Here is a 14,944-nt window from a genome sequence, read left to right as displayed (position 1 = left end):
CGACCCGGAAGATCAAACATGAATGAACGAACCATCGCTTCGGCGTTTCGAAGCGGCATTGCCTGGAACACGCTCAACGCCGTGTTTTCTCAAGGCGCAGGATTTGTGATCTTCATTATCCTGGCGCAAGTGCTGGAGCCCGCAATTTTCGGCGCTGTCGCCCTATCGGCGATCCTTGCAGATTTTGTCGCGATCGATGGGCGTTATGCCGGCATGGACGCCATCTTGCAGCGTGGCAAATTTGAAAAAGAGGATTTGAACGGTGCTTTTGCTTCGTTGTCGTTGGTGGCCGGACCTGTCGCACTCCTCCTGGTCTTTGCCGGACCTCTCGTCGGCTCTTTCGAACAGGCGCCGCTTGTCAGCTATTACATGCCGGTCTTCGGGACCCTTCTGATCTTCACGCCATGGCTTTCAGTCATGGACGCTCTCATCATGCGAGAACTTGGCTTTAAAACTTTCGCAAAACGCAACATGCTGTCAACGGTGGCCGGAGGGCTTGCGGGCATTGCCTTTGCATTTACTGACCTGGCTCTGTGGGCACTTCCTGCACAGCGCATCGTTTCCACACTGGTTGTCGTCATCTTCGAATTTATTCATACGCGCTGGGTGCCAGGTGTTACCACAGATTCGGCGTCAAAGCGGGATATTTTGCGGCGTTTCATTCCACTTTGGTTGGTTGCCGCCATCAATATCTCGATGCAGCGTGCTGCCATGTTGGTCTTCGGCATTCGCTTCGACAGCACAACTGTGGGCCTGTTCCGCGCAGCCGATCGGATCAGCGAATCCTTGCAAAACCCGGTAATCAGCCCCCTCTTTGCTCTTTGGTTTCCCCTGATGAGCAAGGTGCGCGGCGATGTGGCGGCGGAAGCAAGGGTTTATACCGCAATAATACGCACCTCGGCTTTTGTGGCACTGCCGGCCTTTGCCGGCTTGGCAATCGTTGCCCCGGATCTCATCCAAGCCCTCTTGCCGGCAACATATGATGGCGCCGCACCTATCCTGAAAGCAGTCGCAATCACAGCATTGATGATTCCGGTGGTCTGGTTCAACCCAATTGCGATGAATGCCCTTTCGATGAACAGGCTATCCCTGCAATACTCGACGTGCGTGGCGGCAACCTGCATCGGGGCGCTTGTCGCTATTCCAACCAGCTCGCCAGCGGCCGCGGTCTATGTCATGTCGGCGCCCGCACTTGCCTACGGGATTTATGGCAACATTATATTGCTGCGAAGACTACAGCTTTCAATCTTCGGACATTATCTCGGATTGTTGCCGGCCATCCTTGCGGCAGGCGTCATGGCAGCCATAACCGTCTTCGTCCGAGAAGCCCTTCTGAGCGACCTTCCCGCGCTCGGGCGGCTCGCAATTTGCGCGGCATGCGGCGCGTCTGTCTATGCCGCAACGCTCCTTTTGTTCAGTCGGCGTTGGACGAACGAGAGGATTCAGCTCCTGGTCGGACGCGGTTAGTAACTCTTGAGCAAGATTCACAGTCTAGGTTCTTCCCCATAGCGGAAGGATCGTGATGCCGTGAGAAGACACACACTTGCGAATGCGACGTGCATGTCCCTTATGCTTTGGTCACTTATTATTTGGGGTTTTTCACATTTCTGGCATTAAGACAGTAAAAGTTACAACCCTCTAATGGTGAGAGTTGAGGCATTTTTGTCTCATATTAGTATTGATGCGCGCATTTAATTGTCATTTGGCACCTTTTGGACTGGCTATTGAGCGCCATTATTTTAATAGTACTCTGTCAAATTGCCAAAGTGTCCAGTCATGCTACATGAAGAGATCATATTGCCGGCCGCTGAAGCGTCGGCAGCATCCCTCCTGGAACAGCTCGTCCATATAGGGGCGGCGGACCTTGCGTTTCTCTATTATTATCATCTTGGCCATTTCACGTTGGTGATGTGCCGCCCGGGAGAAGAAACGCGTATTGAGGTCCTGCCCCATTTCGAAGAGAAGACCGGGGAAGCGGCAGAAGCCTATTTCCGGCAGTTTGCGGCAGCGATTTTGCATGTGTCGGAAAACGAGCTTGCTCTTCACATGACGAGGTCCATCTCACCCGCGCATGGCTTTGCGAATGGCGCGATAGGCATCAGCCGCCGGCGGGCGGCAGACCGCGATGCGATGTTGCAGGAGACGATGTCGGCAGCATCATATCTTTTCGGTTACCTGTTGCGGTCGCTTGGCGAGCTTAGCGACGCAAGTCCGAGCGACGAAAAGGGAAGTGAACTTGTTTTGCTTCGGACGCTGGACGCAATCTCACTGATACTCGGTGCGCGCATACTTGTGGCCGAGATCACCGAGACATCGGCTGGGAGACAGCGCCTCATTGCACTGCTGCTGCTGCTCATTTCCCTGTCGACATGCTCTCGCGAGGCTGCCGGTCCGTTGCTTGTGGCCATCCGCACAGCCGACAGGACGATTGCTATTGAATTGGAACTTGCGGCCGCAGAGAGCGGCCGCGTTATGGCTCTGATCGGTAAGGAGACATCTCCGATCCGCGCCGTGGTAACCGCGCTTCGAGCCTCTATCGGATTTTCGTCGGCCTTCGGCGGCCGCACGGCCGCAATTACGGTCAACGCCCGCTAGACCTCAAAATTTGGCAAGTGTTGCTGGGCCGGTGGTCTGACGCGCCAAAGCCCCGACGATGATCCTAAGATCGCTACGAAAGCTCCATGTTGCTGCGTAGGTAGCGTCAGCGACCTCATCGCGTGCTATCAGGCCGGGTCGGCACATTGGCGCCCCTAAATTCTCAGAGCGTTGATGTCTTGACGCGGGATATGCTGGCGGGCCGACAAGGCTCATGTCACCCAAAATGATATTGAAAAGCTGCGGCAACTCATCCAGTCCAACTTGCTTTAAAACCCTGCCAACGGGGGTGCAATATTGATTCTCGTCTATGTGCCCTGTTGTCATGAACGCGGCGAGTTCTTCGGGCCGAGATGAGATCTGACTGCTCCAGCGCTGCTGCCAATCTGCGCGAAGAGTGCGAAATCCATATCGCTCGAAAATCCAGCCATCCGGCGTTTGTGCATAGTGCGCTTGAAAGATTGGGCCGCCATCAAACAGTTTCACCAAGCAGGCGATCAGGAAAAGAAGCGGCAGTAGCATGAGGACGAGCAAAATGGCCACAGCAACGTCAAACCGACGCTTCAGCCTGCTGTCAGCAGGTCTGGGGATGTCAAGATTGGTTAAGACATGCATCTGATCTTGGTTCGAACGCATCGTGAATCTCGCTAAACAGATGAAGCGATTAGATGAACATCAGAACTACAATTCAAGCATAAATAACCGATCTACTCCTAATGGGGTAGACCAATCTCCAACGCGTGGCATTACGAACACAGGCGGACACGTATTTAACTACGCTTCGTGACCAATCTCTAGCGAAAATGCATCACGTGCGGGTAACTAATATGAAATACAACTATTAGTCCGTCAAACTCTACAATTGGCCCTCCACGTTTGCAAAGAATGGACATTAATACCGATCGCAATCACTATTTTTAAGGGGTTGTGCAACGCATCCCCATGCCGTTAATTGCTTCTATCACATCGTTGAATTGGCTGACATAGCTCTTTGAGAGTAGTTGATGGGTGATAACCATCTACGAAATTTGGCCTGGCCCGGACTGGAGGGGTTTTATGTACGCACCTAAAGTTTTCGTATGCATGATTGGTGTGCTCCTGATCTTTTCAGCATCGCTGTGGACGATATCCGGGTCCTTCGTACTGGCACTTTTCGATACTTTTGTTTGCGCGATCATCCTACAAGTTGGTTATTTCATTGGCGTGCTGGTGTTAATTGCACGTGAAAAGCCGCAACGCGCACCAGAAACTTCCGGAAGAGGCGTGGTTGAGTTTGAGCAAACCGCTGAAAAGGCGATCAAGCCGTCTGAGCAAGGCACTTTTTGAATGTCCATGCCCCGTAATGCTTCTGGTCCATGCTAGATCTCCTTCAATCTCCGGCAGGTTTTGAATGGACCGTTTAAGGACCGATGCGGTGGTCATTGGCGCGGGTGTCGTTGGGCTAGCCGTTGCGCGCAGGCTTGCGCTTGCAGGCTTGGAGACCATTATCCTTGAACAAGCCGATCAGATTGGTTCTGTAACATCCTCCCGCAATTCTGAAGTCGTCCACGCTGGAATCTACTATCCGACTGGTTCGATAAAAGCTCGGACCTGCGTTGCTGGGCGTGAAGCTCTCTATGCGTATTGCGAGGCGCGTCAAATCCGAGCAGAGCGCGTGGGGAAACTTCTCGTTTGCGTTAGCGATGACGAGCGGCCCAAACTGCAGGCGATCGCCGAGGCCGCCAAAAGAAACGGGGTGCGAGACCTCGTGCGCCTGGCGCCGGATGAGACCGCCGCGCTGGAGCCGGAGGTCAACTGCACGGCAGCGATCTTCTCACCCTCCACCGGCATTATTGACAGCCACGCCTACATGTTGGCGCTACGGGCTGATTTTGAGGCATCCGGCGGGATGATTGCCTTTCTTACTCCGGCATTGTCTATCGAAGCTTCAAGCAGCGGCCATGTCATCTCCTGCGGCGGGCAGGAGCCGGCCGTCATCGAGGCCCGCTTTGTCGTCAATAGCGCCGGCCACGGAGCGCCTCCGCTTGCCAGAAAAACGGCTGGCCTCAACAAGGACGGGATGCCTGACCAGTGGTTCGCGAAGGGCAATTATTTCTCGCTTGAGGGGCGCCAGCCGTTTCGCCATCTCGTTTATCCGATGCCCGACCGGGCCGGCCTGGGCGTTCACGCAACCATCGATCTTGCGGGGCGCTGCCGGTTCGGTCCGGATGTCGAATGGATTGGCGCCGATGGGCCGATTGCGGTTGATGCCCGCCGGGCGACGAGTTTCTACAATGCCATCCGCCGCTACTGGCCCCATTTGCAAGATGACACGCTCATCCCTGACTATGCAGGTATTCGGCCGAAGATCCACAGCGAGGCAATGCCTATGCCCGACTTTCGAATTGATGGGCCAAGTGGTCATGGCATCGCCGGCCTCGTCAATCTTTTCGGCATCGAAAGCCCTGGCTTGACTGCATCGCTTGCAATCGCTTCCCATGTCGCAAGCTTGTTAAGCCTCGCCCGGCCTGACGATCTTCTTTTCTGAGGCTATCAGGATTTTGTCGTCTTGAAAGTTTTCGAGAATGCAAGGCGCAGAGCGGTCCTGGAAATCGCGGGATCACAACCAAACCATTTTGCAAGGATTGCGAGGCCCGCGAGCCTGCCTGACTTGATTTGGCGCAAAATGCCCCACAGCATTAATTGACGGGCTTGTTCTTTGCGTCGAGAAAGCGCCAGGTGAATGGGCTTGCGATCATCGAGCCGCCCGCCCAAGATCTTCAGTGCCAAGAACGTCGAAAATTGCTGAGCGGCGAACGCAGGGTCATGGCTGGTTACCGAATGGAAGATATTGACGCCATCTCCTCGCCTTGCAGCAATCCGCGGATCCAGCAGGACGCACCCGCTCACCAAGGCGCAGTCAGCAAAAAACAAAACATCCTCGGCAGCATGACGAAGTGCCGGAACGAAACGCACGGTTTTCGCAGTTGCCCCAGCGATAACCATGCACGATACGTGTAGATAGGACCAGTCCTCAAGCATCAGGTCTGTCAAATTGTCTGTTTTCAAGATGACCGGGTCGCCTGAAACGATGCTGACGTCTTGGCGCCCGGCAAGGCTGTCAACATTAACGTGATAGGTGAAATCCTCGCCACCATCGATCGAACCAAAATAACAAGCCGCGCCGTGCTGGCCCATCTCGGCGAGAGCGTTGGCAAGATGGTTCGGATCCCAGACGTCGTCGGAATCAAGAAAGGCGACGTACCGCGTCAGGCAGCCGACAGCGTCAAGCCCGCTGTTTCGGGCGGCCGCCGGCCCGCCATTCGCGCGATCAACGATCCTGATCCTAGCGCAATCCTCGGGGCTGAACTCCTCTAGTTCGAGCGAGGCTGGGATCGGGGATTGGTCGTCGACAATAATGACGTCAACATATGGGTGGGTTTGCCGAACAACTGAGCGAACCGCTCGTGCAAGTATACCGCTCTGCTTCTGGAAATAGGGTATGATGACCGCAACTCGTGCAATCGCGCTGCGCTCATTCTGATGTTCCGGGCGGGTACCGGAGACGCCCGCATTGGTGGTTGCCAGCCTGTCACCCACGGAAACGGACGGTCGATACGGCCTCGCATCTGGAAAAATAACTGTTCTGCCGATCCATGAGGAATGTGCAGATGTCTCCGCCGCAGGCCTCCTTCAAGTCATCGACCGACAGGCCGAAGAATTCCGCCGTCGCAGTGAAGCGCGCGGCATTTTCGCACTGTTCGGATGGAGCGAGGTTGAAAACATCTTCGCGAATAAAAGTTGGAACATGCTCAAGAATAAAGTTCTCGATAAGGGAATTAGACACCTACCAGCCTCCGAACGACAAGCTTGCTGAGACTGTCGGATTTCTACCCCCCGACAATTCATCAGAAGCGCTTCCATTGAGCAACATCCGCCGTAAAATCACCTGAGATCAGCCAAAAGTAAAGTGCAACTTGGATTATCCGGTAACGGTCGCGTGCTCATATCATGTTTTCTTTGATAGTTTCCTATTCCACCATTATGTCACATATACTTCAGCCGGACCGCATTTAATTCTTGCTGTCGATTTGCTGCAATGCAATATTGGAGGTGATCTACTCCCCGTTGCGAGGGGGCTCCGCAATGATTACAGGTCGCATTGAAGGCATAGCAGATCGTTTTGACGCAGTTATAGTTGGCGCCGGCCCTGTTGGGCTTACGCTTGCAAGTGAAATACGTCGCGAAGACCGACGGGTGCTCGTCATCGAGTCCGGCGGACTTCAACCGACCGCTACTGCACGTGCGCTTTCAGAGGCGCTGGTGCTCGACCCAACCATCCACGACGATGTGCGGATCTGTGTTTCGCGCCAATATGGCGGAACCAGCAATCTCTGGACGGGCCGGTGCCTGCCCTATGACAGGATCGACTTCGAGCCGCGCTTCGATAATGCAGTCTGGCCAATCGCATTCGAAGATATCGAGAACTACTATTCCAAGGCGCTTGCCTATGCCAATTGCGGGAGCGGTTTTTACGATGAAGCCGAAGACTCGATCTCCGATACGCGTTTTGCGATCAATCATATCGAGCGCTATTGCCGTGATCCAAAGATCTTCCGCGCTCGGCGCAAGGCGATCGAGGCTGATCCGAACATTTCGATCATTTTGAATACCACGGTGGTGGATTTTGCGCTCGACGAGGGCGGGGTGGTCACCCACATCATTGCCAGACACAAGAATGGCCTATCCTATCGCTTTTCGTGCAAGGCAGTGGTGCTGGCGAGCGGAGGGCTTGAGGCCGCTCGCCTCCTGCTGTCGATGCGCCGACGCCGCGCAGATCTGTTCGGCGGTAAAGATGGGCCGCTTGGGCGCTATTATATGGGCCATTTGTTTGGTCATCTTGCCGAGCTGACTTTCGCAACCGACGAGATGGCAAAGCTCTTCGATTATCGCCTCGATGGGACAGATGCCTATATTCGAAGGCGCATCGTTGCCTCGGACCGTCTGCTCGAAAAAGGCGGCCTACCGAATATTGCCTTCTGGCCTGACGTTCCGACGCTCTCGGACCCTCGACACGAGAGCGCTTTTCTGTCTGCCGCATATCTGGCGCTCAGCGTCGGCCCGCTCGGCCGCCGCCTCACCCCCGAAGTCATCCGCCGTCATCACGCCGGGAAACTCAACGATTTGTCCGGGCATTTGAGAAATGTGGCCAGAGATCCTTGCGACATCGCGCGCCAACTACCCGTATATCTTAAGAACCGTTATGCCCGACGCCTTAAGAAGCCGGGGTTCTTTGTCCTGAACAGCCAGCGCACCTATCGCCTCGCTTATCACGCCGAGCACTATCCCGATGCCAGCAGCCGTGTCACACTTTCCGACACTGTAGATGCGTCTTTTCTGCCGAGGCTGTCGATCGATCTGAAAATTCCTGAAAACAATTTGGCGGCCGTCGTGCGAGCCCATCGCGTCCTTGTCGATTGGCTCGAGAATGCCGGGATCGGGCGGCTTGCATTCGGCGGCAATGATGACCTCGCGCTGTCGCGTCTCGTCAACCGTGCCCGGCATGGGACGCACCAGATCGGAATAACAAGAATGGGGAGTAACAGACAAGACGGCGTCGTCGATCGTAATTTGAAGATCTTCGATCTCCAGAATGCCTATATTGCGAGCTCATCGGTTTTTGTCACATCGAGCCAGGCGAACCCCACCCTAACGGCCATGGCTTTTGCCGTGAGACTGTCAGAACATCTTTGCCGGTCAAATTGGATTTGAACAAGCAAAGGCGATTACGCGCGCGCGTGGAATTAACGATACTTGATCAAACCTGGATTGACGAACGGTGTGGACGATACTCTACTCCTGAAAAGGCAATGATGACTTTACCAGGGGCGAGTTCGTGCAACAAATCAACACCGTCCAATATCTACGCGGGCTCGCTGCGCTCGGCGTGCTGATTTTCCACGTCAGTGAACGCTATAATCTGGGATTCGACATCGGCGCAGCCGGCGTTGACCTGTTTTTCGTTATCAGCGGGGTCATCATGTGGGTGACGACCGATCGATCGCGCGTCACGCCTGAGGCGTTCATATCCCGGCGGATACGGCGCGTCGTACCACTCTACTGGCTGGTGACAGCTGTTACCTTCGTTGCTCTTTGCCTAAAGCCGGACTTCTTCTTCGAGCACGATGGGTCGTGGCACAATCTCTTTTATTCGCTTGCATTCCTTCCATCGCCTGAGACTGGTCTTCATCCAGTCGTCGTCCAGGGCTGGACGCTCACATACGAAATGGGCTTCTATTTGATCTTTGCCGCGACGCTGGTCTTCAAGGGGACCGTCCGCCTATTGAGCGCCATTGCCGTTCTGACCGGATTGGTAGTCGTCTCCACAATGACGTCTTCGCCGTACCTCGCCATCGCCGGCAATCCGGTCATACTAGAATTTGGCGCCGGCTTGTTGATCGGCTTTGCGTGGTGCCGTTCACATCTTCTGTCTGTTTCGGTCGCTACCACTGTTGCTCTTTGCGCCGTTGTTACAATTGCCGTCAGCCCGTACCTGGCCGGCGACATTCATCGGGCGCTGAAATTTGGCTTACCGGCAGCCTTACTCGTCTATGCAATGGTCAGCCTAGAGGGCGTTCTTGCGAGACATCCATTCAAGCCTTTGCTCTTGCTTGGCAACGCATCTTATTCTCTGTACCTCTGGCACGTGCTGTTTGGCGTTGTCATTTTAGCCGTGCTCTTGCGGTCCGGACTTCCCAAAATCGCCTTTGCGCCGATTGAAATTGGGGGTGCGCTCGGCCTGTCGCTTCTGGCATACGGCTTCATTGAAAAACCAATGCAGGCCTATTTCAGTAAAAAGCGAAAAACGGCTGGCTTGGCAGCGGAAACCAGCGCAGTCGCCTGATCGTGGAGCCTCTTGGACCGCTGCTAGCGTGATGCCGATTGTAGAGGGAAAAGACGCTTTATCAGCCGTGTGCTGCCAAAGTTTGAAAGATGGCCCGAGTCAAAATAAAGCATTCGCCCCTCGTCGATGTAAGGGCAAATGCCGTCATCGCATTCGATGGCGATCGGGTCGATAAAATCTGCACCCTCAGCCTGTGCCTTGAGTTCGCCGTTAAAGCTCGGCGCAATGACGGTGGACCAGAGTGCCGTCGCGTCGGTAATGCCCGCCTTGCGATAGGCAATGACATCGACATTGGTGACGAACATCGGCGACTGTCCGATCACGATCACACGAAGACCCTTGGCAGTCAGGCTTGAGACGGTGTCCTGCAGCAGGTCGAGCCCGCGCAATTGCAGATCGACCCAGCGTCCAGACAGGATGACCGTCTTGACGTTTAAGGCATCGACAATCTCAAGTGCCTTGCGGTTGAAGTCCTGACACCGTGGCCGGGCGTAAGAATAATAAGCCAGAATCGGCGGGCAGCCAGCCTCGGTATATTGATAGACCGTGCTCCCGATCAGAGGAGCGTTCGCAGCTAGGCCTGGCGCGTAATGGGCAGCATAGGAATCTCCCCAAAGCAACGTGACCGGCCCGCTCCCCGAGGTCAGCACGCAACTCTTGCTATCCCAATTTTCGAAAGTGTTATCGTCCTCGAAAAAGCAGGTGCCGTTGCGCCAGGTTAGCGCGGCCGGGGCTGCACCATTCGTCGACGAGACAAGAGCCGCGACATCCTTTGCACGGGCTTCGACTGCGATTTGGTAATCAGGAAAGCGGTTCTTAAAGCCGCTGTTCGCAACGCCCACATAACCCGCAAGCGTCAACACAGCAAGACTTCCCAGTGATGCACCGATTACAGACGCCCTTGACCAAGTAAAGGTGTTCGAGCGGAACGGGCTTTCAACGAAGCGCCATGAGAATACGGCAAGGGCGAGACTAAGAATGACGATGGCCAAGGCGTGCCACGGGCTTGGCTCCTCAAGCGTTGCGTAGCGTAGGAAGACTGTAACCGGCCAATGTGCCAGATAGAGCGAATAGGAGATCTGCCCAATGAAGACGATCGGGCTGAGGGAAAGAATACGGTCTGCCAGAGAACTGTTTCGGCCGCCGCTGTAAATGATGCATGCTGCGCCAAGACATGGAGCAATTGCCGCAAACCCGGGAAATGGCGTGGCTTCAGAATACGAGGTTACTGCAAACCCAATGAGCGCCAGCCCGGAAAGTCCGATCAGGCTGTTGACTGGCTGGCCGAACGGGTTTTTTACTTTTCCGATCGCCAGCATGCTTCCCACGAGCAGTTCCCAGCTTCGTGTCGGCAGGAGGAAGAAATTGGCGGTCGGGGCGACGGAAGTCGCATAAATGCTGAGGGCGAATGAGACTGCTGCCGCAAGCGCAACGACGATCAGTCGGCTGCTGCGCCGCAAGGGGCTGATCAGCCAGAGCGCCAACGGCATGACGATGTAGAACTGTTCTTCTACAGCTAGCGACCAAGTGTGCAGGAGCGGTCGCAAATGGGCGCTGTTTTCGAAATAGCCGGAGAATTTCCAGAAATAGATATTGGACGTGAAAGTGCCGACAGACAGCAAACTCTTGGCGTAGTCCTCCAGAAAAGACGGCAGCAAAACAAACCATGCGATGACAGTGGTCAACAGCACGAAGAAAAGCAGCGCAGGCACGATACGCCGAAACCGCCGCTCGTAAAATTCGCCTATTGAGAAGCGACCTTGGCTCAGCGATTCATCGATAATTCGAGTGATGAGATATCCCGAAATGACGAAAAATATGTCGACGCCGATGTACCCCCCCGGAAAACCGGAGACACCCGCATGGAACAGAACGACAGGAATGACGGCTATAGCACGCAAACCATCGATCTCAGGCCGATACTTCATGATTTCCCTCTCCACCAAGCATCCAGCGAAGGTTATAGGGCGGTCAAAAAGACGGAGAGTCAACGCGTGATGGCCATGCCCTCAACACTTATTATTACATATGGAGCAGTTAACTTTCGGCATTCTCCACGCTATATTAAAAAACGACTGTAAAGCGCTTGAAATGAGCGCAAGCTGTCCTGCTGCTTGCGATGCTTTGACGGGGCCAATCGCGAGAAAGCTTCATTCTCTATTAATTCATCGCAGCCGTGCGGAAGATGAAATAGATAGTTCGGTAGCTATTTAGACAATGAAGATTTCGAGCTCGGATTTGGTCGCCTTGGGACCCACCATGGGGGCAGCCATGGTGGGTCGGCTCCACCCCTTAAGGTGCAGCTAACCTCTCAGGAGGCACTGGCAGTGGGACATTACAGCGCGACAAAAACAACTCCGCAATAAGGCTTAAGATAGACCTGATGGTAGCGACCCTATACGCTTCAGCGCCCAGCATCGTCGGTCTATCCACAGCTTGATCGATCACCTGAGCAATTATCGCTTAACGCTTGAAAATGCAAAGACCCGCTGAATTCCGGTACAGCGGGTCTTCGCGCACTTGGGCGAAAGTGCAAAGCCTCTTTGGGAGGACGATCGGAGTAATCCCAATTGTTGCCGGGCTTGGCAAGCCATCCAATAGAGGTAGATGGCACGCAATGCTTTCGGATTCGCCACGGAAGCTGGCGCAGATGGCCCTTCCAGCCGTTGGGGCTGGAGGACCGGCGATGGGTCGTCTTGGACCCGTCGCGTCTACGACGTTCCTTTCAGCTCTCCAACTAAGCGCAAACAGTGCGACGTCGCTAGCCGCCGGGCGGCGGGAAGCTTCGACGAGAGAGCGCAATATAGTTCGTGCATCGTTCTTGTCGCATTGTTTTGAACAGGGGACAGTGCAAGTCGACAACTGCTCGTCAATGCTGGGAGCGTCCGGAATACAAGCCCACCTGTCGGCGCGGACTGACGAGCCCAAAATCGGAACAAAAGGTAGAACCTGTCGTCTCGGATCGGGATTGGTGAGAGCGAAGCGCTCGAAGTGAGCATTAAACCAGCGGTGGATGCTGCGATATCGAGGCCGGCGCTGCCTTGATCTGAAGGGTGTCAATGCCGGCAGCTTGCCTAACGAGATCCCGAAACAGCCACCGCAGACTGCGAAATGTGGCCCCATTCAAGCGGGTCATCCTGCCCGCGTGAGGCAGCCCTCAGATCGAACGCACGGAAAGCGAGTTGAGAAGCCAGGAGGAATCGATCGCGATGTCGATGCTGACGTCATTTAGAAATGCCCAGATCTCGTCGGCAAGTCCCACATAGATCCAGACTTTGACATTTTCCTCGATGGCCATCGTTGTATAGAGGTTGACGATCCTGCGCTGGCCAGGTTGCACCTGCGTCGTATCGCCCGGATAGCTTTCCCCATCGCCGCTGCAGCTAATGCCGGCTACAAACCATTGATCGCTGGTTTCGTTGGCGGGATCTACATCTTCCCAGTTCCAGAATACCGCCAGCACCAACCGGCTGCGTGTCGATGCGTTGAAGTCGGACCAGCCGAATTCATCCTCGGTAACCACCGAGTGGTGGCAGTAGAGGCTTTGCAAATCCGCCTTGACCTGCAGGATGCCGGTTCTCAACGTCTTGAAGCGCACTAGGTAGCCCGTCTCACGCCTGACGCTTATGATATCGACGTCGGAGGCATCGTGATTGCGGGCGACAATTTTCGACCCAAGCCGGGAGGTCCCGTCGAGATAGGAGTCGTTCGCGATCACTCGTCCGTCACCAGTCGCCTGATTTTGAATGAATCGATCCCAGGAGCCCATAAACGGAGGGCGGAAGACCTTCTCGCGGTTCGGGTCAGGCAGTGGCGTCCAGATGATCGGGGGCGGCGATGCAAACCAGTCCGGACTACTGCCGACGACCGTCTCGCTGTAGCGAAACCGGTTGCTTGCGCCCGCGAATGTCGTTGCGACCTGACGATGGGCCGCGTCCTGGATCTTTTTCAAGGCGGAAAAGTCCACCCCTACCTGCTCGGCGGCAATCAACGACCGGAATCTATCACCGGGTCCGCGAACATCGCCCGACCGCTCCTTCATGATTGCTGTTCGAATTTTTCGCCTGAGATCATCGGAGAGAATTTCGTTGCGCTGCTTCGAGACAGTCTTGCTCAAACCCTGCAGCGCATCTGCGCGCGATTGCCATGCCATCGACTGATTCTTCTCGTGAATAGCTTCCAGCATATCGAGTTCGGGATGCTCGGCACCCGATCGTGCCGGCTGAATGCTTTGATCTGCAGCCATGATAGCCTCCTGGGGACGGGAAGGCCTCAGGGTATCACCGACCACTCCTGCTTGAATACACAGCAATTCGGGCTATCGCAGAGATTGCGCTAGGGCTAATCATGCTCCTGGGCTTTACAATCGTTTCCCGGCCTAGCAACCCACCCAGAGGCATAACGCTACGACAGAGATGGGTATCATGGCCCGGGCAGGTTGCCGTCGCTGAAACGGCAATGCTTGTGCGGGCAAATGAGCAAGCCCCATCATGTCCAGGCATCTGGCCATGGGGGACACTGCTGTTTTACAGGCGTCAAAGTAGCTCTGTCTCAGCCGATCGAACGAAACTCGCGTGAGCGCTGGGCCTCGATCATGAGCACGTCAATATTGTTTCCTAACTCGGTCCACAGGCAACGGAATTAATCCAATACTCGGAATTGGCGCTGTTTTGCGGCCAACTGAAGAAGATTCGCCGGCAGATGAACACTTGCAGCCTGCCAAGATGGCGCCTTGCAATGTTACAGGAATGTCGTTTCTCTAGCCGCCGACACCCGGCGTCCAGCCCTCGTCGCCTGTCTTGGGGAAGAGCTGCGTTACATTGGAGCCGTTGGCCGGAAGGGGGCCGGAAATAGGTTTAGCTCGCAATCGCCGTTCGCCAGCCGCCTGCACAACCGATGCCAACCCCTCGCGCTGCTGATAATAGTCGGGCTTCTCCGGAAGATGGAGTTCAAATTCGGCGCACATCCGTTCAATAAGATCCATCGCCTTGGCGGCTAGAACCGCATAGCCTTCCTGGCGACGTTCAAAGAAGCTGTCGAAACCGGGGCTCGAGAGATCGAGACTGTCCAGCGCGTTCCCAAGGTTGGCGACGCGGTTGGAAAGCCACAGGGTCTCGTTGAAAAACTCGTCTCCGAGCAACATCGTATCTTCAGCCGACGGCAGAACAAGGATGGGGTCGGGAGTGTGAAAGACGAATTCACCCTCGTTGACGGGGTTAAACTCCGGCTCGTCGTTGGCTGCGGCGTAAGCGGCGCCAACGAAATCGTCCAAAGCAAGGACGGTCAGCATCGCAAACCTGCGCGCGTCCGCCTTCTCGACGCGTCTGCGCCCTCCACTCGCCCATCGTAACGCGCTCGGCACGATCGAACCGGCCGCAAAACCGCCCGCTCCGATGATTGCTCCGATCACCATGATGCCCTGCGTTGTCTCGAAAAACTGCGTCAAACACCCACCTCGTAACGTTC

The 14,944-nt window shown here is 55.2% G+C and carries 13 protein-coding genes; 6 read left to right on the top strand and 7 right to left on the bottom strand.

The genetic code is table 11. The annotated features are described in order from the left end of the window. Positions 1-18: 18 nt before the first annotated feature. Positions 19-1,467, top strand: a complete 1,449-nt coding sequence (locus J2X43_RS17380; RefSeq protein ID WP_310295710.1) for an oligosaccharide flippase family protein — start codon at positions 19-21, stop codon at positions 1,465-1,467. A gap of 312 nt (positions 1,468-1,779) precedes the next feature. On the opposite strand, the gene J2X43_RS17375 is transcribed toward J2X43_RS17380, so the two are convergent. After that, entirely contained in the window at positions 1,780-2,046 is a 267-nt protein-coding gene (locus J2X43_RS17375; RefSeq protein ID WP_310295708.1) for a hypothetical protein, read from the bottom strand. On the opposite strand from J2X43_RS17375, the gene J2X43_RS17370 reads away from it, so the two are divergent. Beyond that, positions 2,047-2,595, top strand: a complete 549-nt coding sequence (locus J2X43_RS17370) for a hypothetical protein (protein ID WP_310295707.1) — start codon at positions 2,047-2,049, stop codon at positions 2,593-2,595. It abuts the gene before it with no gap. A gap of 3 nt (positions 2,596-2,598) precedes the next feature. On the opposite strand, the gene J2X43_RS17365 is transcribed toward J2X43_RS17370, so the two are convergent. Continuing rightward, the gene (locus J2X43_RS17365; RefSeq protein ID WP_310295705.1) at positions 2,599-3,231 is read right to left on the bottom strand and encodes a sugar transferase; all 633 of its coding nucleotides are present in this window, start codon (positions 3,229-3,231) and stop codon (positions 2,599-2,601) included. Positions 3,232-3,651: 420 nt separating this feature from the next. Here J2X43_RS17365 and J2X43_RS17360 point away from each other — a divergent pair, with 420 nt between their 5' ends. Beyond that, positions 3,652-3,921 (top strand): exopolysaccharide production repressor protein, encoded by a 270-nt coding sequence (locus J2X43_RS17360; protein ID WP_310295704.1) that lies wholly within the window; start codon positions 3,652-3,654, stop codon positions 3,919-3,921. A gap of 64 nt (positions 3,922-3,985) precedes the next feature. Further along, positions 3,986-5,122: an NAD(P)/FAD-dependent oxidoreductase gene (locus J2X43_RS17355; RefSeq protein WP_310295701.1), complete on the top strand. Its 1,137-nt coding sequence runs from the start codon at positions 3,986-3,988 to the stop codon at positions 5,120-5,122. 5 nt (positions 5,123-5,127) lie between these two features. On the opposite strand, the gene J2X43_RS17350 is transcribed toward J2X43_RS17355, so the two are convergent. Both J2X43_RS17350 and J2X43_RS17345 read right to left on the bottom strand, forming a co-directional pair. Next, on the bottom strand, positions 5,128-6,174 hold the full coding sequence (locus J2X43_RS17350) for a glycosyltransferase family 2 protein (protein ID WP_310295699.1): 1,047 nt from the start codon (positions 6,172-6,174) through the stop codon (positions 5,128-5,130). Further along, complete coding sequence (locus J2X43_RS17345) at positions 6,167-6,421, bottom strand: hypothetical protein (protein WP_310295697.1); 255 nt, start codon at positions 6,419-6,421, stop codon at positions 6,167-6,169. Before J2X43_RS17345 ends, J2X43_RS17350 begins: the two co-directional genes overlap by 8 nt. Before the next feature lie 299 nt (positions 6,422-6,720). On the opposite strand from J2X43_RS17345, the gene J2X43_RS17340 reads away from it, so the two are divergent. Then, entirely contained in the window at positions 6,721-8,346 is a 1,626-nt protein-coding gene (locus tag J2X43_RS17340) for a GMC oxidoreductase (protein WP_310295695.1), read from the top strand. A gap of 124 nt (positions 8,347-8,470) precedes the next feature. Continuing rightward, the gene (locus J2X43_RS17335; protein WP_310295693.1) at positions 8,471-9,478 is read left to right on the top strand and encodes an acyltransferase; all 1,008 of its coding nucleotides are present in this window, start codon (positions 8,471-8,473) and stop codon (positions 9,476-9,478) included. Between the two features lie 23 nt (positions 9,479-9,501). Here the strand turns inward: J2X43_RS17335 and J2X43_RS17330 are convergent, their stop codons facing one another. From J2X43_RS17330 to J2X43_RS17320, 3 genes are all read right to left on the bottom strand, one after another. Continuing rightward, complete coding sequence (locus tag J2X43_RS17330) at positions 9,502-11,406, bottom strand: acyltransferase family protein (RefSeq protein WP_310295691.1); 1,905 nt, start codon at positions 11,404-11,406, stop codon at positions 9,502-9,504. Positions 11,407-12,635: 1,229 nt separating this feature from the next. Continuing rightward, on the bottom strand, positions 12,636-13,724 hold the full coding sequence (locus tag J2X43_RS17325) for a hypothetical protein (protein ID WP_310295690.1): 1,089 nt from the start codon (positions 13,722-13,724) through the stop codon (positions 12,636-12,638). A gap of 513 nt (positions 13,725-14,237) precedes the next feature. After that, complete coding sequence (locus J2X43_RS17320) at positions 14,238-14,924, bottom strand: hypothetical protein (protein WP_310296021.1); 687 nt, start codon at positions 14,922-14,924, stop codon at positions 14,238-14,240. Positions 14,925-14,944: the final 20 nt, after the last annotated feature.

The sequence above is a fragment of the Rhizobium sp. BE258 genome (assembly GCF_031457345.1).
Classification (GTDB): domain Bacteria; phylum Pseudomonadota; class Alphaproteobacteria; order Rhizobiales; family Rhizobiaceae; genus Rhizobium.
Note: the sequence above shows the minus strand (reverse complement) of the source record. Positions and strands in the feature narration are given on the sequence as shown.

Coding starts and splice junctions, on each gene's coding strand:
- J2X43_RS17380 (WP_310295710.1), top strand. CDS start 19: ATGAATGAACGAACCATCGCTTCGGCGTTTCGAAGCGGCATTGCCTGG.
- J2X43_RS17370 (WP_310295707.1), top strand. CDS start 2,047: ATGACGAGGTCCATCTCACCCGCGCATGGCTTTGCGAATGGCGCGATA.
- J2X43_RS17365 (WP_310295705.1), bottom strand. CDS start 3,231: ATGCGTTCGAACCAAGATCAGATGCATGTCTTAACCAATCTTGACATC.
- J2X43_RS17360 (WP_310295704.1), top strand. CDS start 3,652: ATGTACGCACCTAAAGTTTTCGTATGCATGATTGGTGTGCTCCTGATC.
- J2X43_RS17355 (WP_310295701.1), top strand. CDS start 3,986: ATGGACCGTTTAAGGACCGATGCGGTGGTCATTGGCGCGGGTGTCGTT.
- J2X43_RS17340 (WP_310295695.1), top strand. CDS start 6,721: ATGATTACAGGTCGCATTGAAGGCATAGCAGATCGTTTTGACGCAGTT.
- J2X43_RS17330 (WP_310295691.1), bottom strand. CDS start 11,406: ATGAAGTATCGGCCTGAGATCGATGGTTTGCGTGCTATAGCCGTCATT.
- J2X43_RS17325 (WP_310295690.1), bottom strand. CDS start 13,724: ATGGCTGCAGATCAAAGCATTCAGCCGGCACGATCGGGTGCCGAGCAT.